The sequence below is a fragment of the Stenotrophomonas sp. EMP41 genome (assembly GCF_047495535.1).
GTDB classification, from domain to species: Bacteria; Pseudomonadota; Gammaproteobacteria; order Xanthomonadales; family Xanthomonadaceae; genus Stenotrophomonas; species Stenotrophomonas sepilia.
The window spans coordinates 1,195,389-1,212,511 of sequence record NZ_CP179923.1 but is presented as its reverse complement, the minus strand read 5'-3'; the positions used below and the strand labels follow the sequence as shown (position 1 = coordinate 1,212,511).

The window sequence follows — 17,123 nt, the reverse complement described above, 5'->3', positions numbered from 1 at the left end:
GCGGCAATCACCGAAGGTCGACGAATCCGTTGTCCGCCAGCGGTGCCGGATCATCCTGCACCGCCGACAGCACGAAGCTCAACGCCTTGCCCAGCAAGGTGCCCGGGCCGTCCCAGTATTCGGCGCTATCGGCGCGCACATGGATCAGGCGAAGGTTGGGGTCCTCCTTGCCGGCGGGGAAGAACAGCTTCATCGCCGGCGACCACAGCTCTTCGATCTTCGCGCGATCATCGACAACCCGTGCCCGCCCCGCCACAGACACATAGGTGTTCTTCGATGGCGAGGCATAGGCCACATTGACGCGCGGGTCGAGCGCGATCTCGGCCACCTTCGGGCTGTCGGCGGTGATCACGAACCACAGGTCACCGTCGAAGGCGACCTGCTGGGTGGCCAACGGCCGGCTGTAGAGTCGCCCGTCGACGCCGGTAGTGGTGAACATCGCCACCTCCACGTCCTTGATCAGTTCAGCCAGCTGGGCAATGTGTTCGGCGCGGGTCTCGGCCATGGTGGAACTCCAGAAGTGGGAGCTCCCATCAGACGCGGATCGGCCGCAACGGGCCGTGACGCGATTGTTCAGCCCGCGTGGCGGCCATGCCAGGCGTTCATCGCCAGCTCGAAGGAACGCAGGCGCGCACGGTGGTCATACAGGTTGGCAGTGAGCATCAGCTCGTCAGGCTTGTGCCGCTCAACGAAAGCGGCGATGCCCTCGGCCACCTGCTGCGGATCGCCCAGTACGGTGCAGGCCAGGGCCCGTTCCACGCCGAGCTTTTCGTGCGGCTCCCAGAAGGACTCGATGTCGTCGATCGGCGGCGGGATCTTGCCCGGCCGGCCGCGGCGCAGGTTGACGAAACTCTGCTGTTGGCTGGTGAACAGGCGACGCGACTCGGCTTCGCTGTCGCTGGCAACAACGTTCAGGGCCAGCATCGCGTGCGGCTGCTTCAACGTGGCCGAGGGGCGGAATTCGCGACGGTACACCGCCAGCGCTTCGTCCATCACGTCCGGCGCGAAGTGCGAGGCGAATGCATACGGCAGGCCCATCGACGCAGCCATGCGTGCGCCGAACAGGCTCGAACCGAGGATCCAGGTCGGCACCCGCAGGCCCCCTCCCGGAACGGCCTGCACCGCCTGTCCAGGCTGGACCGGCTCGAAGTAGTGCAGCAGCTCGCGCACGTCCTGCGGGAACTGGTCGGCACTGTCGAAATAGCGGCGCAGTGCACGTGCGGTCGGCTGATCGGTACCCGGCGCACGGCCCAGGCCAAGGTCGATGCGGTCCGGATACAGCGAGGCCAGCGTTCCGAACTGCTCGGCCACCTGCAGCGGGGCATGATTGGGCAGCATGATGCCGCCCGCGCCGACACGGATGCGCCGGGTGCCACCGGCAACATGGCCGATCAGCACGGCGGTGGCGGCACTGGCGATGCCGGGCATGTTGTGGTGTTCGGCCAGCCAGTAGCGGCGGTAGCCCAGCGCATCGGCGTGCTGGGCCAGTTCCAGCATGTTGGCGAAGGCGGCGGTGGTGTCACTGCCCTCGCAGACCGGGGCCAGGTCAAGGATCGACAACGGGATCATCAGGCGCTTTTCCGTCACAGGATCACCTCTGCATGGGGGCGGCCAGGCGCAGCGGCCAGTGACGGTGGCGGGACGCTGATTCCCGTAGGGCGGCTTCAGGACCCGCTGCGCTTGGTCCGGTAGAGCCGGCCGCTGGCCGGCGGGCAACGTGCCCTGGCAGCCGGCCAGCGGCCGGCTCTACCGGGCAAGCGTCAGAACGCGCTGGGGCGCGGTTCGGGCAGCGGCTGGTCGACCATCGGCTTCAGCTCGGCATCCAGCGCCACGCGCTCATCGAACACGAAGCAGCGGCCTTCGTAGCCTTCGCCGCCCACCTCCTCGAAGTAGCCGAGGATGCCGCCATCGAGCTGCAGGACATTGTCCATGCCGTCATTGACCATCCACAGCGCGGCCTTCTCGCAGCGGATGCCGCCGGTGCAGAAACTGACCACGGTGCTGTCCCGCAGCGCATCGCGATACGGCGCCAGCGCCTCGGGCAGGTCGGTGAACTTGCGGATGGGCAACACCAGCGCATCCTTGAAGGTGCCGTACTCCACTTCCTGCAGATTTCGCGTATCGAGCATCACCACCGGCTTGCCGGCATCGTCATGCCCCTGCCGAAGCCAGCGCTGCACGGTGGCAGGATCGACCGACGGTGCACGCGGATAGCCCAGCGGCTGGCCGTCATCGCGGCGGAAGCTGATGATCTCGTCCTTGACCTTGGCCTTCAGCCGCGCGAACGGCTGGTGCTCGCTCAGGCTGGTCTTGACCCGCATGTCGGCGAAACGCGCATCGGCATGCAGCGCTGCATAGAAGCCCTCGACGGCCTCCGGCGCACCCGCCAGGAACAGGTTCAGCCCCTCGCCCGCCACCAGGATCGTGCCCCGCAGCTCCGCCGCCTCGGCGCGCGCCAGCAACTGGTCGCACAGGGCCTGGGGGGCGTCGATGACGGCGAAATGGTAGGCAGCGGTATTGGCGATCATGCTGCCATTTTAGCGCCTCCCGCCCGCACAGACAGATTCAGGGTTCAGAGCCCTCTGCGCAGCAGAGGGATCCGACCCCAAGCCCGGCAGACACCCGGAATCTGTCAGGGGTGGGGCGGTGTGGGCAGGCGGGGGCGCAGAGCGCCATGGATGGCGCTCTACGAGGCACGCAGGAGCAGCTTTTGCCGTCCCCCGCCTGCCCACACCGCCCCACCCTCCCACTGAAGCCCGGCTTTTGACGTTGCCGTTGCGTCTGCGGGTGCCGGGTGCAACCCGGCCAGAAGCCCCCTTTACCCCCGCAACAACACGAACGGCAGCAGCACCAGTGCCGCCGCACCGGCCATCGCCAGCAGCACCAGCACCACATAGGCCGGCCGGCGCCGGAACAGGCTGCCAAATGTCTCCGCCGTGCCCTCGCGCAGTGCCTGCTCGCGTTCGGCCCGCACGCGCACGCCGCGCGCCGCCTGGTACTCCGCCATCAGCGCCTTCGCACGCGGATGATCAGCGTCGTCGCGCAGCCACAGGCCACCATTGGAAATGCCCCACGGGCTGGGTTCGGTGCGATACCAGGCGATGCCGTGCTGGTCGAGCAGCGTGCAGACATCGGCATATTCGTCGTCGCCGACATTGCGCAGATTGAGCAGGAGTTTTGCCATGGCGCCATGATACCCGGCGCCGATGCGCTACCCTTGCCGCCCTCGCCCCGCGCCCTTCTGGAGACGCCCGATGCGCCGCCTGCTGCTTCCCCTGCTGCTGTCCCTCGCCGCCGCTGGCTGCTCGACCGAGCCATCCGGCCCGCCGCCCGGCGGCACGCTGACCACCTTCGAGCGGATTGATACCGTGCCCGGCACCGGCGCCGAAGCCATCGCCGGCAGCAAGGTCACGGTGCACTACACCGGCTGGATCTACGACAACCGTACCGAGACCAGGCACGGCAAGACCTTTGACAGCTCCTTCAAGCACGGCGAGCCGTTCACCTTCGCGCTCGGCGCCGGCCAGGTCATCCGCGGCTGGGATGAGGGCGTGGCCGGCATGAAGGTCGGCGGCAAGCGCACGCTGATGATTCCGCCGGACTACGGCTACGGGGACCGCAAGGTCGGCCCGATTCCAGCGGGCTCGTCGCTGGTGTTCGACGTCGAGCTGCTCGATGTCAAACCGTAATGCCGACATGCCCCGTCGGGTCGTCGTCATTGGCGGCGGCCCGGCCGGCCTGTTCGCCGCCGAACGCCTGCGTGCCGCTGGGCTGGAGGTCGACCTGTACGAGGCCAAGGGGTCGCCTGGCCGCAAGTTCCTGATCGCCGGCAAGGGCGGCCTCAACCTCACCCATTCCGATCCGCGGCCGTTGTTCGACAGCCGCTACCGCGAGCAGGCCGCTGTGGTCGGCAGCTGGCTGGACGGCTTCGACGCACAGGCACTGCGTGACTGGGCCGCTGGCCTGGGCGTGGAAACCTATGTGGGCAGCTCCGGCCGCGTGTTCCCGGTCGACCGCAAGGCGGCGCCGCTGCTGCGCGGCTGGGTGCGCCGATTGAAGGAACAGGGCGTGCGCCTGCACGCCAACCACCGTTGGATCGGCTGGAGCGACGACGGCGCCCTGCACTTTGCCACCGATGCGGGCGAAGTCGATGTCCGCGCCAATGCCACCGTGCTGGCGATGGGCGGCGGCAGCTGGCCGCAGCTGGGCAGTGATGGCGCCTGGGTCGTGCCACTGCAGGCGCGTGGCGTGGACATCGCGCCGCTGCAGTCGGCCAACTGTGGCTTCGACGTGGACTGGACGCCGTTCTTTGCCCAGCGCAATGCCGGCGCACCATTGAAGCCGGTGGTCGCGCACTGGATCGACCTGGCGGGACAACCGCGGTCACTGCAGGGCGAGTGCGTGGCCAGCGAATATGGCATTGAAGGCAGTCTGGTCTACGCGTTGGCCGCCGACCTGCGCGAGACCATCAACCGCGATGGCCACGCAATGCTGTGGCTGGACCTGGTGCCCGGTCGCGACGAGGCACGCCTGCTGGCCGACCTGTCACGTCCCCGCAAGGGCCGAAGCTTCGGCGAGCACCTGCGCCGCCAGGCGGGTCTGGATGCGGTGAAGGCCGCACTCGTGTTCGAGATTCTTGGCAGGGAGGCCGGCAACGACCTGCCGGCTGTGGCCGCCACGCTCAAGCGCCTGCCGCTGCGCCTGCTGCGCCCAAGGCCGATGGCCGAGGTGATCAGCACCGCCGGTGGCGTGCGCCTGGATGCGCTGGATGACGGCCTGATGCTGCGGGCCGTTGCTGGCGTATTCTGCGCCGGTGAAATGCTGGACTGGGAAGCCCCCACCGGCGGCTACCTGCTGACGGCGTGCTATGCCAGTGGCCTGCGCGCCGCCGAGGGCGTGATCGGGTGGCTGGCCGGGCGGTGACGCCTGCCGTGTAGCGTCGAGCCCATGCTCGACGGCACATCACCACGGCCTGCGCATGCTCACCGAGGCCAACGCCACACCGCTGGGATGCGCATAGGCTTCCTCACGCACGCTGACAAAGCCCTGCCGTTGATAGAACGGCACGGCATTGAGCGATGCCGACAGCACCACCTCGCGCTCACGATCGGCCATCGCCAACAGGCGCTGCATCAGCGCCTGGCCAATGCCCTGGCCGGCATGATCCGGATCGACGAACAACGCATCGACTTCATTGGCATCGGCATCAAACACGCCGAAGCCAAGCAGACCACCCTGCCCGTCCTCGGCCACCACGCAACCGCCCTGCCCCAGCAACCGCGCATACTGCGACGGTGGCGGCGAGGCCGACCACGGTGCAATGACCTCGGGAGGGTAATGGCTGCTGCAGGTTTCGCGCACACAGCGCGTGCGCAACGCCCACAGCGTGGCGACATCGTCGATGGTACCGGTCCTGAACTGCATGGCGTCTCCTTGTAGCGCCGAGCCCATGCTCGGCTCGGCTGTTCTTTGTTCCGACCTCGCAATGAGAGAAGCAGCCGAGCATGGGCTCGGCTCTACAAGGTCACGCTACCGCGACTTGCTGGCGCGCAGAGCCTGGATCTTCGGCGGCGGCTGGAACGAGTCGCTGCGCGCATCGGCCCAGAATGCATGGAACACCGCATGGTCGGGCACCGTGTGCAGCAGCTCGCCCGGCTCCAGGTAGCGGTAAAGCGACGCCAGCGAACGGATTTCCACCGGCGACACGCGACGCAGGATGTGCTCCGGCCCCAGCTCGGCAGGATCGTTCAGGCCCGCCGCGCACAACAGTTCCTTCAAGGCATGCAGCGTGTGCTCGTGATAGCTGTACACACGGGTGGCCTTGTCCGGTGCATCCAGATGCTTCCAGCGCGCCGGGTCCTGGGTCGCGATGCCGGTCGGGCACTTGTCGGTGTGGCAGCTCAACGACTGGATGCAGCCCAGCGCGAACATGAAGCCTCGGCCGGCATTGCACCAGTCGGCGCCCAGCGCGATGGTGCGCGCGATGTCGAACGCACTGGTGATCTTGCCAGCGGCACCGATGCGGATGCGCTCGCGCAGATCCAGGCCGACCAGGGTGTTGTGCACCAGCAGCAGTGCTTCATGCATCGGTACGCCGACATGATCGACGAATTCAGCCGGTGCCGCGCCGGTGCCTCCCTCGGCACCATCGACCACGATGAAGTCCGGCAGCAGCCCGGTTTCCTGCATCGCCTTGGCGATGCCGAACCATTCCCAGGGGTGGCCGATGGCCAGCTTGAAACCGACCGGCTTGCCACCGGACAGCTCGCGCAGCCGGGCCACGAACTGCAACAGTTCGACCGGCGTCGAGAATGCCGAGTGACGCGACGGCGATACGCAGTCCACGCCCATCGGAACACCACGGGTCACCGATATTTCGGCGGTCACCTTTGGTGCCGGCAGCACGCCGCCGTGGCCCGGCTTGGCACCCTGCGACAGCTTGATCTCGATCATCTTGACCTGGTCGTGGGTAGCGTTGGCGACGAAGCGCTCTTCGCTGAAACCACCCTTCTCGTCACGGCAGCCGAAGTAGCCCGATCCGATTTCCCAGACCAGATCGCCGCCCATCTCGCGGTGGTAGGGCGAAATCGAACCTTCGCCGGTGTCGTGGTAGAAGCCACCGCGCCGCGCACCTTCGTTCAATGCGCGGATCGCGTTGGCCGAGAGCGAACCGAAGCTCATCGCCGAGATGTTGAACACGCTGGCCGAATAAGGCTTGGCGCAGTTCGGGCCAATCAGGACGCGGAAATCATGCTTGGCAATGGAGGTGGGAGCGAGCGAATGGTTGATCCACTCGTAATCCACCGCATAGGTACTGCGCAGGGTACCGAACGGCACCGTGTCCATTTCGTTCTTTGCGCGCTGGTAGATCAGCGCACGCTGCTGGCGCGAGAACGGCACGTCCTCCAGGTCGCTCTGCACGAAGTACTGGCGGATTTCCGGGCCGATGGATTCCAGGCCATAGCGGAAATGCGCCATCACCGGATAGTTGCGGCGCAGCGTGCTGCGCTTCTGCAGCAGATCCCAGGTCCCCAGCGCCACCATCGCGGCAGTCAGGCCGACGCCCCAGTACCAGGCCGGCCAGATCGTGGCCAACCACAGGCAGATGGGAAACATCAGGATGGCGAGCAGGTAGACGATATACCGGTGCATGGCGTTCCTTGGTTGCAACTGCCTGCGAGTCTACCGCGCCGGCCATCACCGGCGTTTACAGGCGACCGTCAACCACGTTGCGCGGCCAGGCCGATTTCACGTCGTAGACGATGCCGCCGGGCGCCAGCAGCGCCTGGATTGCGGCGTCATCCATGGCTTTGAATCGGGCATGGGCCACCGCCAGAACTACGGCGTCGTAACTCCCCGCCACCGGCTCGGCCAGCCAGTGCACGCCCGCGTCGGCCAAGGCCGCCGGGCCGACCCACGGGTCGCTGACCTCCACCTGTGCGCCGCCATCACGCAGGCGCTGCGCCAGTTCCAGCGCACGGCTGTTGCGCAGGTCCGGACAATCCTCCTTGAAGGTCACGCCCAGCACCAGGATACGCGACTGCGCAGGTGCGCGGCCGCGTTCGGCCAGCATTGCCAGCACACGCGACGCCACATGCTCACCGACGCGGTTGTTGACCTGCCGCGCGGTGTGGATCAGGTCCGGGTGGTAACCCACGCTCTCTGACTTGTGCAGCAGGTAGTACGGGTCCACGCCGATGCAGTGGCCGCCGACCAGGCCCGGCCGGAATGGCAGGAAGTTCCATTTGCTGCCGGCCGCGTCGAGCACATCCTGGGTGTCGATGCCGAGCCGGTCGAAGATCAGCGCCAGCTCATTGACCAGCGCGATGTTGACGTCACGCTGGATGTTCTCCACCACCTTGGCCGCTTCGGCCACACGCATCGACGGCGCCGGGAAGGTACCGGCGGCGATGATGCGCTGGTACAGGCCATCAATCACCGCAGCCACTTCCGGTGTCGACCCCGAGGTGATCTTGCGGATATCGGCCAGGCGCCGCTGGCGGTCGCCGGGGCTGACCCGCTCCGGGCTGTAACCACAGTAGAAGTCTTCGTTGAAGCGCAGCCCGGAAAGCTGCTCCAGCAGCGGCACGCAGACCTCTTCGGTGGTGCCGGGGTACACCGTGGATTCGTAGATCACCAGGTCACCCGCACGCAGGTGGCTGGCGATCAGTCGCGTCGCCGAACGCAGCGGCTCCAGATCAGGCTGCTCATAGGCGTCGATCGGGGTCGGCACGGTAACGATGTAGACATTGCAGGCATCGAGCAATGCCGGATCGCTGCCGTACTGCAACTGCTGTGCACTGGCCAGCTCATCGGCCTCCATTTCCAGCGTATGGTCCTGGCCGTCGCGGAGCTCGGCGATGCGATCAGCATCGATGTCGAAGCCCAGCGTCGGCCAGTGCCGGCCGAAGGCCACCGCCAGCGGCAGGCCCACGTAGCCCAGCCCGATCACCGCGAAGCGCGGCGAAGCTGCTGCCGCAAGCGGCGCGCTCAACGCCGCATCCCATGCAACGGCTGAAATCGCATGCGTACTGCCATGAGCATGGCCGACCTACTCATTCGCTTTGCCACTCCGGGAAGATCCATGCCAGAAAGGCTACAGCCTAACGGCCCGGGTGCCCGGCCGCCAAGGAGGGTCAGGAGCCCAGTGCGACCGCGGCCGGCTCCAATTCACCATCGGCGCCGGTCCAGGCCTGCAGCAGCCGCTCGAAGCCACCGCTGCCCAGCACGAAGCCCGGCCATGAGGCGTCGACGATCTGTACCAGCAGGTCCGCATCAATGCGCCGGGTCCCCATCGACCAGCGCGGGAATGCCCGCTGCGCCACCGGCGCGCGGCACAGCACCTTCAGTTGTCCATGGCTGCGCGCATTGGCGATGCGCTGGTACACCGAATCGATGCCATCCTCCGGGCCTTCCAGGTACTGCAGGAAACGGCTGCCATCGAACATCAGCACACCCGTGACACCGGCTACTCGGTTGAATGCCGTGGCATCGGCCAGCAGGCGGTCAAGATCGGTTGTCTGCAGGTCGGCGCGGGCCTCGCTGGCATAGGCAATCGCGTGCAGCGACATCGGGTGGCTCCCCCCCTGGGAACGATGCTCTGGACTATGACATGAATGGGAGCGACAGTTAAGCACACCGCCGCTCCACTGCAATCCGGTCGGGATGCTGCAGCTGGGCTACAATCGGCGCCGCGCTGCAGGCCCGGATGGCGAAACTGGTAGACGCATCGGACTTAAAATCCGCCGGGGGCAACCCCATGCCGGTTCGATTCCGGCTCCGGGCACCATCGCACTTTTCACGACGAACGTCAGATCGCACGCGAGTAGCGCGGCTGCTCGCAGGCGGCACGCAGGTACGGGTCGAAGCACATCGCCAGCAGCCGCAGCAACGGCCGTCCAGGCTCGCTGGCGCGCACTACACCGTCACGGTACTCGGCCAGGCCATCTTCCTGCAGCCGCTGCACCGAACGCAGGTCTTCGGCGAAGTACTGCTCGAAATCCACGCCATGGCGCTGGCCCAGCACCGCACCATCCACTTCGCCCTGGCACATCAGCTGCTGGATCAGTTCTGCGCGCAGCTGGTCGTCGGCGCTGAGCGCCACGCCGCGCCACACCGGCAACTGCCCCTGGTCCACGGCATCCTCCCACGAAGGCAGGTCGCGCGGATTCTGGCTGTAGGTGGCACCGATGTGGCTGATCGCACTCACGCCCAGGCCAAGCAGATCGGTATCGGCGTGGGTGGTATAGCCCATGAAATTGCGATGCAGCTGCCCGGCGCGCTGCGCACGTGACAGATCTTCTTCCGGCAATGCGAAGTGATCCATGCCGATGTACTGGTAGCCGGCCGCAGAGAGCTTCTCCACCGCCAGGCCCAGCAGCGCCAGCTTGTCTTCCGGCGAAGGCAAGCGGCGTTCGTCGATCTGCTTCTGTGCGCGGAACAGATGCGGCAGGTGTGCGTAGCCGTACACCGCCAGGCGATCCGGGCGCAATGCCAGCACCCGTTCCAGGGTGCGGCCAAACCCTTCCAGGCTCTGTCCCGGCAGCCCATAGATCAGGTCGACGTTGACCGAACGCATGCCGCTGTCGCGGCAGGCCTGCAGGATGTCCAGCGTCTGCTGCACGCCCTGCACGCGGTTGATCGCTTCCTGTACCTGTGGGTCGAAATCCTGCACGCCCAGGCTGGCGCGGTTGAAGCCCAGCCGTGCCAGCATGGCGACATCGCGGGTATCGATGAAGCGCGGGTCGAGTTCGATCGAGAAATCACGCTGCGGCGAATCGCTGAAATCAAAGCGCCGGCGCAGTCCTTCCACCAGCGTGGTCATCGCCTCGGCCTCGAGGAAGTTCGGCGTGCCCCCGCCCAGGTGCAGCTGGATGACCTCACGGCCGTCCTCGAACTGCGGCGCCAGCAGGTCGGCCTCGGCCAGCACGCGCGCGACGTAGCTGTGGCCACGGCCGCGGTCGCGGGTGATCACCCGGTTGCAGCCGCAGTAGAAGCAGGGGCTGGAGCAGAACGGCACATGCACGTACAGCGACAGCGCGCGGGCCAGCTGGTTGCTGTCGGCGATTGCCTGGCGCAGTGCCGGCGCATCGAAGCCATCGTGGAAATGAGGCGCGGTCGGATACGAGGTGTAGCGCGGCCCCGGCCGGTCATGCCGGCGCAGCAGGTCGGGGTCGAAGGTCCAGGCAAGACCGCCGGCGGCGGGAGAGAACGTGTCCATGCCGCCAGCATCGCGCCGGGCGGACCCGACCGCCTTGACCCAGATCAATCGCGGGTGGGGATTCCCAGCACCGGCAGGCCGACCTGCGGCCAGCGCAGCATCTGGTAGCGCTTCCAGAAGGTGTCACCGATGCGCGCGGCGACGTCGTTGGCCAGCGCCTGCATGGGCGGGTTGCCGCACTCGGCGGTGGTGATCCGGAACAGCACCAGCCAGCGGTCGAACAGGTCCTTGTCCAACTCGATGGCCATGTGCTTGGACATAGGCGAGCCCTTGAAGCGGCGCGTGCCGCGCAGCATTGCCGACCAGAAATCGACCAGCTGCGCCAGGTGTTCCGGCCAGTCGTGGACGTGTGCCTCGAACACAGGCCCCAACCGCTCTTCCTCGCGCACGCGCGCATAGAAGTCGTGGACCAGGCGGGCTACTTCCTGCTCAGTACACAACCCGGGCGAGGCGACGGGCAGGACAGGCGGGGCTATTGCGTTCATCGGGGCACCCAAAGCTTGCCGGCAGTGTGCCGTAGCCGGCCGGCACCGCCGTTGATCCAGATCAATGTCGGCGCAGTCCGCTGCACCTAGTCTGGCATTCCTGCAGGAAGCATGCCCTGCGGATGCTGCGCCAGCCTCGGCGGAGTATACGCGCCGCCCTCATTCCGATCCGGGACAGCATGAACAGACCCTCTCCCAGCCACCGCCAGCAGCTGATCCACCACTGGGGCGCCATCCTCTGGCCCAGCTTCATCGCTGCAGGCCTGGCCAGCGTGGTGTTCTTCGCCTTTGTCGACCCGCTGCGTCTGCAGGCGATCAGCTTTCCGGGTACGGCGATCAGCCGCGAACTGGGCTATACGGCAGGATTCTTCATGTTCTGGTCGGTGACCGCACTGTCCAGCGCGGTCACCTGGTACCTGCAGCGACCGATGCCAAGCGACGACGACGACGAGCTGCCGCTGGGATGAGTACGCCCTGCACCGGAATCCCACGCCACTGGCATTGGCGCGGCACGCTCAGCATGCTCTTGCTGGCCCTGTTCTATGCCCTGCCATGGCTGCGCTGGAATGGGCGGCAGGCCCTGCTGCTGGACATCAACGCGCGGCGCTTTGACCTGTTTGGCTGGACATTGTGGCCCGGCGATGTAGGCGTGCTGATCGGGTTGCTGGCGGTGCTGGCGGTGGGCCTGGCGCTGCTCACCCACCTCGCCGGCCGCATCTGGTGCGGCCACGCCTGCCCGCAGACGCTATGGCGCCGCGCCTTCGACTGGATTGCGCGCGCCATGGCCCGGGCCTTGCCAGCACCCGCCGTGCGCCCTGCCACCCAGGTGGCATGGGGGCTGCTGTCGCTGTGGACCGGCATGACGTTCGTCGGCCTGTTCAGCCCGATCGAAGAATTGGTGGCCGCCGCGCCGCATGCCGGCTGGAGCGGCTGGGAAACGTTCTGGGTGCTGTTCTATGCCGCCGCCACCTGGGGCAATGCTGGTTTCCTGCGTGAGCAGGTGTGCCGTTCGCTGTGCCCGTTCGCGCGCCTGCAGCCGCTGCTGACCGATCCGCATACACCACGCATGTTGTACGACGCGCGCCGCGGCGAACCGCGCGGCATGCGTCCGCCGGGGCTGGGGGGCGTGCTCGGACGCGGCCGTGGCCTGCTCGATCCGACCACCGCACAGGACTACGTGTTCCGCGCTGCACATCCGATGCTGGCCGGACCGATGCCCACCTTCAGCGCCGACCGCCTGGGCGACTGCACCGATTGCGCTGCCTGTGTCAGCGCCTGCCCGATGCAACTGGATATCCGCCAGGGACCTCAGGCCGATTGCCTGGCCTGCGGCGCCTGCCTGGAAGCCTGCTCGCGGCAGCAGCACCAGGCCGGTTTCGGCCCGGGGCTGGTGCGCTACTGCAGTCCGCAGGCCATGGCCGGGCAACCGCGGCAATGGTGGCGACCACGGACCCTGGCACTGCTGTCGATGCTGCTGGCGCTGTTGGCCTGCGGCGCCTGGCGCCTGCTTTGAATCAACGGATCAACGCGGCCCGTTGGCGTGCGGCGGCACCAGCTGCGCACGTCGGACGATGCCCAGCTGCTCGATGATCAGCGCCATTTCATTGGTGACTTCGGTACGCTCGGTCCCCTGCGGGACCAGGCGGTCCAGCACCTGCTGGTAGGTATCCCAGAACGCCGGACCGCATCCGTGTTTGTGATAACTGGCTTCCAGTTCGCGGCGTACCCGTTCAGCCAAGCCATGCATGCCGTATTCCATACGACCTCCGTTGGACTTGTTCTGCATCGTTGACGGTCTACCGACTCACTTGCGAGCTACTGAAAGACTCCCGGGCTTCACGTCCGGTTGATCCCAATTAGTCATAGATTTCACGACAGGTCAATTACATGCCGCGACTTTCGTGATTGAAATTATTAATCGTTCACGAAACCACATACGGGGAGACGGGGTACCCGGATGGGTCGGACCCGACACACTGCCCCGATTTCCCCGGCTCCGCTTTGGTAGGCGCCATCGATGGGCCAGCCCCGTTCCATCGAAGTTTCCAATATTGCTAAGCATACTTAGCAAATGCTGTTTAGAGTGCTATATGCGACAAACGGCGGCGCAGTTGAGGCTTATTCGCCCTGCGTAGCCTCAGTTGCCGGGAACAGGTTGGGATAGCGCTGATGCAGGATGTATTGGCGTAACGCAGGAATCGGGAAATCCTTGGGCCATTGCGACACTGCAGATCGGCTTATGCCAAAGAAGCGCGCCAGTTCGGCATCGGTCCGGAAACCCAGCCGGGTGCGCACCTGCCCCTTGCTCCAGAATTCGGTCACGGTCGGTCCTTCTGTTAACCAGACTTATTCTTGGAACAAGGGATCTTTGCGATCCACGCGTTAAGCTGGCTTGCATAGATGAATACTCTCGGCCAACGACTCGCCATTGCCATGAAGAAAGCCGGGCACCCTCGCCCGGCCGATCTGGCCCGCGCCGCCGATTCGACGACGGCAACCATCAGCAACTGGCTCAACGACCATGTCAGCCCCGCCCATGTGAAGGCCGAACAGCTGTTCCGCATCGCCGATGCGGCCAAGCTGGACGCGCGTGAACTGCTGTATGGCGTGAGCGGGCTTGGCGTCGGTGAGCGGGGCAATACCTATATCCCCAGCCAGGCCCATCTGGATGTCTGGCAGGACGCCTACGAACTGGTCAGCCATCTGGTGGAAGAGAAGGGCCTGGAGATCGACCATCGCCGCCACGCGGCCTTGGACCTGCTGGCCTTCGAACTGCTGATGGACGGCTTCAGCCGCAGCAAGGTCATCCGGGTGCTGACGACCTCGATGACGTGAATGCACTACCACTGGTAGCATGGTCGCCGATGGGGATGGGGCTCCCCCGATAACCGCCTGAAAGGGCTGATGGCTCCTGCCAGGACGAACCGGCGTTCGTCGATGGCAGGCCGTGCCTGCCCTCGGCGTTCGCCATCGAATCAGCGAACCCGTACCCGAGGCACGTGATGCACGCATTGAACAACTACTTGCTGGTCTTCATCGGCGGCGGGCTCGGCGCCTGCCTTCGCCATGCCTGCAACCTGATCGGTGCGCGGGTATCAGTCGGCAGCCCGTGGCCATGGTCGACCTTCCTGATCAACATCAGCGGCGCACTGCTGATGGGCGTGCTGGTCGAAGCCTTCGCCCTGCGCAATGGCGCCTCGCCGCAGCTGCGCCTGCTGCTGGCCACCGGCGTTCTCGGTGGCTACACCACGTTCTCCACCTATGCGCTGGAAATCGGTGTGCTGCTGCAGCGCGGCCAGCACGGCCTGGCAGCGTTGTACGCCGGCGGTTCGGTGGCACTGGGCCTGGTCGGCCTGTTCGGCGGCATGAAACTGGCCCGGCTGCTGCTGGGCTGAGGCTCAGGCCGCGCCGGCGCGGGCCTGCCCACGCCACTCGCGCGGCGACTGCCCGGTGTGCGCCTTAAATGCACGCGACAGCGCGGCTTCGCTGCCGTACCCCACATCGTCGGCAATCCGCTTGAGCGGTCTGCCCTGGCGCAGTGCCTGCTGCGCCAGGCCCACCCGCCAACCCTGCAGGTATTGACCGGGCGTGGTCCCCATCGCCTCACGGAAACTGGCAGCAAACACGCTGCGTGACATGCCGGCCACCTCGGCCAGGTCTTCCAGAGTCCAGGACTGTGCGGGCGCTTCATGCATCGCCACCAGCGCCAGCCGCAGCCGCGGATGGCCCAGCCCGGCAAACAGGCCACCACGCATTTCACCCCCTTCCATCAGCTGGCGCAGCACCTGGATCATCACCACCTCGAACAGCCGGTTGACCATCGCCGCACGCCCGCAGCGCTGCTCGAAGGCTTCCTCGAACAGCAGCTCCAGCGCTGCGTTGCCGCCGTACAGATCGGCCAGCGGCAGGCAGATGAAATCGGGCAACGCCGCGCTGATCGGGTTGAGCCGCCCGCCCTCGAAATGCAGGTTGGCGCAGGCCATGTCGGCGCCGTGCTGCGGATCGGTGCTGAACCGATGCGGCATCGGGCGCGGGTACAGCAGCAGGCTCGGCACCTCGACCTGGACGGTCTGCTGGCCATGGCTGACCTGCAGCGGGCCACGTCGCACCAGGTGCAGCTGCCCGGCGTCATCCTCGCCCGCCAGCGAGTTGATGCCGCACAGCGCGCCGGCATGGAACACCGAGGCGGTGACCGCAAAGCGTTCAAGCAGAATGGCGAGCCGGTCGACCATGACGGGACCCTGGGTAAAGTAGAAAGAGATCAAGGCGACACATCGTATCGGAATCCTCACGTATCGGACGTGATCGACTCGGGCAGCGGCCCCCCTCCCCCCAGCCCGTCCTTCCTGCGGCAGTGCAGCGCGCGCAGGCTGCTGGCGGGGCCTAAGCTGACGCCATTCCCGGATGGAATGCCCGTGATGTGTCGCTTGCTACGATGTGCCCTCACCCTCACCCTGCTATTCCCAGCGACACAGGTGATGGCCGCACCCGCTGCATCACCGCGCACGTTCAGTGGCGAACTGCAGAGGGCCCCGTGGCGCCTGGACGTTCCGGCTGACTGGAACGGTGACCTGGTGATGCTGGCGCACGGCTACGAGCCGGTAGGCGTGCCACGTGCTACGCCGATGGCCGCCAATGACGGCACCGCGCCACTGCTGGCTGCAGGCTACGCCGTCGCGCAGAGCGCCTATGGCAGCCAGGGCTGGGCGGTGGCCGATGCGATCACCGACATGGAACGCCTGCGCCGGCATGCAGTGGCTGAACTCAAGCATGTGCGCCATGTCTGGATGCTGGGATTTTCGATGGGCGGCGCCGTGACCCTCGCCAGCCTCGAGCGGTTCCCGCAACACTACGCCGGCGGTGTGTCGCTATGCGGCGCCAATCTCAGTGGCGAACAGATCGCGAGTGATCTGCTGACCACGCTGGTCGCTTTCGATTACTTCTTTGCCGGGGCCGAAGGCCTGCCGGGTGCGGGACTGCTCTCACGCGAAGCGGCGGCGCTGCCACAGGGCGAACTGTACCAAGGCATCTCCAATGCGCTGCAACGCAGCCCGTCACATGCCGCGTTGCTGGCACAGCGGCTGCAGGTGTCCGCTGATGCACTGGCCGGCACGATCAGCCTGCATGCACTGGTCCTGCACGAGCTGGCCACGCGCAGTGGCGGCATGCCGGTGGGCAACAGAGGTGTGGCTTACAGCGGCTTCGGTGACGACATGGTGTTCAATGCCGGCGTGCAACGTGTCGATGCCGTGCCTGCCGCGCAGGCCGCTGTCCGCAGGGAGCTGGCATTGAGCGGTGCGTTGAGGCGACCGCTGGTGATCCAGTTCAACAACAACGACCCGACGATCGTGCCGCGCATGCAGACGGTGTATCCGCGGACGGCCGCACGGGCGGGCGCCCGTCCGCTGCCACAGGTGCTGCCGCCCGTTGGCGAAGGCCATTGTGGCTTCTCCGGCGCGCAGATCATCGAGGCGTTGAAGGCCGCGCAGCGTTGAGCAATCGCGGCCCGCGCGCAGCTCAGCCGCCCAGCGTGCCCATCGTGAAGGTATAGCCCGAGCTCATCAGGAACTCGCGCATGCGCATTTCCGCGCGCCGTGGTGAGGCCAGGTTGGCCGGCGCATACAGGGCATACACCAGGCCCGACCCTTCGATATGCTCGCGGCGCACCCCGCAGCGGGCGGTTTCCGAGGCGATGACCCATCCGTCCTTCAGCCGATCCGGGCCAATGGATTGCCCGTTCTTCAAGCGGAAGGTCAACCAGCGCACATCTGCCGTGACTTTGCTCATTTCCGTATCGCTCCGTGGCTGGAGCGAAGCGTGATGTCCTTGCTCGCCATTGCGGCTCCCTGAGACGTGGAACTCGACCATAGCGCCTTTCCATGTCGTGGCCGGCTGAGACTGGCGACCGGGGCGTGGCG

21 protein-coding genes, 1 tRNA gene and 1 riboswitch are annotated in these 17,123 nt (G+C 66.4%); of the genes, 8 read left to right on the top strand and 14 right to left on the bottom strand.

Going from position 1 to position 17,123, the window contains the following annotated elements; all coding sequences use genetic code 11:
* Positions 1-7 precede the first annotated feature (7 nt).
* The 4 genes from ACMGRF_RS05570 to ACMGRF_RS05555 form a co-directional block, all read right to left on the bottom strand.
* Positions 8-505, bottom strand: coding sequence for a pyridoxamine 5'-phosphate oxidase family protein (locus tag ACMGRF_RS05570; protein ID WP_005416015.1), 498 nt, complete (start codon positions 503-505; stop codon positions 8-10).
* A gap of 68 nt (positions 506-573) precedes the next feature.
* Positions 574-1,569, bottom strand: a complete 996-nt coding sequence (locus ACMGRF_RS05565) for an LLM class flavin-dependent oxidoreductase (protein ID WP_180880469.1) — start codon at positions 1,567-1,569, stop codon at positions 574-576.
* Positions 1,570-1,760: 191 nt separating this feature from the next.
* Entirely contained in the window at positions 1,761-2,528 is a 768-nt protein-coding gene (locus ACMGRF_RS05560; protein ID WP_180880466.1) for a sulfurtransferase, read from the bottom strand.
* 290 nt (positions 2,529-2,818) lie between these two features.
* Positions 2,819-3,184 (bottom strand): DUF6164 family protein, encoded by a 366-nt coding sequence (locus ACMGRF_RS05555; protein ID WP_065179309.1) that lies wholly within the window; start codon positions 3,182-3,184, stop codon positions 2,819-2,821.
* Between the two features lie 70 nt (positions 3,185-3,254).
* On the opposite strand from ACMGRF_RS05555, the gene ACMGRF_RS05550 reads away from it, so the two are divergent.
* The gene (locus ACMGRF_RS05550) at positions 3,255-3,689 is read left to right on the top strand and encodes an FKBP-type peptidyl-prolyl cis-trans isomerase (protein WP_049414258.1); all 435 of its coding nucleotides are present in this window, start codon (positions 3,255-3,257) and stop codon (positions 3,687-3,689) included.
* Complete coding sequence (locus tag ACMGRF_RS05545; RefSeq protein ID WP_414485696.1) at positions 3,676-4,923, top strand: TIGR03862 family flavoprotein; 1,248 nt, start codon at positions 3,676-3,678, stop codon at positions 4,921-4,923. The genes ACMGRF_RS05550 and ACMGRF_RS05545 overlap by 14 nt, the downstream gene beginning before the upstream one ends.
* Positions 4,924-4,962: 39 nt before the next feature.
* Here ACMGRF_RS05545 and ACMGRF_RS05540 read toward each other — a convergent pair whose 3' ends face one another.
* The 4 genes from ACMGRF_RS05540 to ACMGRF_RS05525 all read right to left on the bottom strand — a co-directional run bounded on the left by ACMGRF_RS05540 (position 4,963) and on the right by ACMGRF_RS05525 (position 9,071).
* Complete coding sequence (locus ACMGRF_RS05540) at positions 4,963-5,424, bottom strand: GNAT family N-acetyltransferase (RefSeq protein ID WP_049438822.1); 462 nt, start codon at positions 5,422-5,424, stop codon at positions 4,963-4,965.
* A 105-nt stretch (positions 5,425-5,529) separates the two neighbouring features.
* Entirely contained in the window at positions 5,530-7,152 is a 1,623-nt protein-coding gene (locus ACMGRF_RS05535; RefSeq protein ID WP_049414263.1) for an FMN-binding glutamate synthase family protein, read from the bottom strand.
* A gap of 55 nt (positions 7,153-7,207) precedes the next feature.
* Positions 7,208-8,494, bottom strand: a complete 1,287-nt coding sequence (locus ACMGRF_RS05530) for a nucleotide sugar dehydrogenase (RefSeq protein WP_049438824.1) — start codon at positions 8,492-8,494, stop codon at positions 7,208-7,210.
* A 142-nt stretch (positions 8,495-8,636) separates the two neighbouring features.
* Positions 8,637-9,071, bottom strand: coding sequence for a BLUF domain-containing protein (locus ACMGRF_RS05525; protein ID WP_049414266.1), 435 nt, complete (start codon positions 9,069-9,071; stop codon positions 8,637-8,639).
* A 131-nt stretch (positions 9,072-9,202) separates the two neighbouring features.
* On the opposite strand from ACMGRF_RS05525, the gene ACMGRF_RS05520 reads away from it, so the two are divergent.
* A tRNA-Leu gene (locus ACMGRF_RS05520) sits at positions 9,203-9,289 on the top strand.
* Between the two features lie 21 nt (positions 9,290-9,310).
* Here ACMGRF_RS05520 and hemN read toward each other — a convergent pair.
* The gene (gene hemN / locus ACMGRF_RS05515; RefSeq protein ID WP_100477872.1) at positions 9,311-10,720 is read right to left on the bottom strand and encodes an oxygen-independent coproporphyrinogen III oxidase; all 1,410 of its coding nucleotides are present in this window, start codon (positions 10,718-10,720) and stop codon (positions 9,311-9,313) included.
* A gap of 44 nt (positions 10,721-10,764) precedes the next feature.
* The gene (locus ACMGRF_RS05510) at positions 10,765-11,205 is read right to left on the bottom strand and encodes a group III truncated hemoglobin (RefSeq protein WP_262224124.1); all 441 of its coding nucleotides are present in this window, start codon (positions 11,203-11,205) and stop codon (positions 10,765-10,767) included.
* Between the two features lie 179 nt (positions 11,206-11,384).
* On the opposite strand from ACMGRF_RS05510, the gene ACMGRF_RS05505 reads away from it, so the two are divergent.
* Entirely contained in the window at positions 11,385-11,672 is a 288-nt protein-coding gene (locus ACMGRF_RS05505; protein ID WP_099488513.1) for a hypothetical protein, read from the top strand.
* Positions 11,669-12,718: a 4Fe-4S dicluster domain-containing protein gene (locus tag ACMGRF_RS05500; RefSeq protein WP_134708893.1), complete on the top strand. Its 1,050-nt coding sequence runs from the start codon at positions 11,669-11,671 to the stop codon at positions 12,716-12,718. Before ACMGRF_RS05505 ends, ACMGRF_RS05500 begins: the two co-directional genes overlap by 4 nt.
* Positions 12,719-12,727: 9 nt before the next feature.
* Here the strand turns inward: ACMGRF_RS05500 and ACMGRF_RS05495 are convergent, their stop codons facing one another.
* Together ACMGRF_RS05495 and ACMGRF_RS05490 are read right to left on the bottom strand one after the other, a co-directional pair.
* Entirely contained in the window at positions 12,728-12,964 is a 237-nt protein-coding gene (locus ACMGRF_RS05495) for a hypothetical protein (RefSeq protein WP_005416001.1), read from the bottom strand.
* Positions 12,965-13,323: 359 nt separating this feature from the next.
* A complete protein-coding gene (locus ACMGRF_RS05490) occupies positions 13,324-13,527 on the bottom strand; it encodes a hypothetical protein (RefSeq protein ID WP_014646673.1) in 204 nt (67 codons plus the stop codon).
* A 111-nt stretch (positions 13,528-13,638) separates the two neighbouring features.
* Here ACMGRF_RS05490 and ACMGRF_RS05485 point away from each other — a divergent pair, with 111 nt between their 5' ends.
* Both ACMGRF_RS05485 and crcB read left to right on the top strand, forming a co-directional pair.
* The gene (locus ACMGRF_RS05485) at positions 13,639-14,040 is read left to right on the top strand and encodes a helix-turn-helix domain-containing protein (RefSeq protein WP_005415999.1); all 402 of its coding nucleotides are present in this window, start codon (positions 13,639-13,641) and stop codon (positions 14,038-14,040) included.
* A 22-nt stretch (positions 14,041-14,062) separates the two neighbouring features.
* Positions 14,063-14,126, top strand: a riboswitch (Fluoride riboswitch).
* A gap of 81 nt (positions 14,127-14,207) precedes the next feature.
* Positions 14,208-14,600, top strand: a complete 393-nt coding sequence (gene crcB, locus ACMGRF_RS05480; protein WP_049414276.1) for a fluoride efflux transporter CrcB — start codon at positions 14,208-14,210, stop codon at positions 14,598-14,600.
* 3 nt (positions 14,601-14,603) lie between these two features.
* Here crcB and ACMGRF_RS05475 read toward each other — a convergent pair whose 3' ends face one another.
* Positions 14,604-15,437, bottom strand: coding sequence for an AraC family transcriptional regulator (locus ACMGRF_RS05475; protein WP_049414277.1), 834 nt, complete (start codon positions 15,435-15,437; stop codon positions 14,604-14,606).
* Positions 15,438-15,623: 186 nt separating this feature from the next.
* On the opposite strand from ACMGRF_RS05475, the gene ACMGRF_RS05470 reads away from it, so the two are divergent.
* Positions 15,624-16,700: an alpha/beta hydrolase family protein gene (locus ACMGRF_RS05470; RefSeq protein ID WP_134708894.1), complete on the top strand. Its 1,077-nt coding sequence runs from the start codon at positions 15,624-15,626 to the stop codon at positions 16,698-16,700.
* Between the two features lie 22 nt (positions 16,701-16,722).
* Here the strand turns inward: ACMGRF_RS05470 and ACMGRF_RS05465 are convergent, their stop codons facing one another.
* Positions 16,723-16,992, bottom strand: a complete 270-nt coding sequence (locus tag ACMGRF_RS05465) for a hypothetical protein (protein WP_005415995.1) — start codon at positions 16,990-16,992, stop codon at positions 16,723-16,725.
* Positions 16,993-17,123 lie beyond the last annotated feature (131 nt).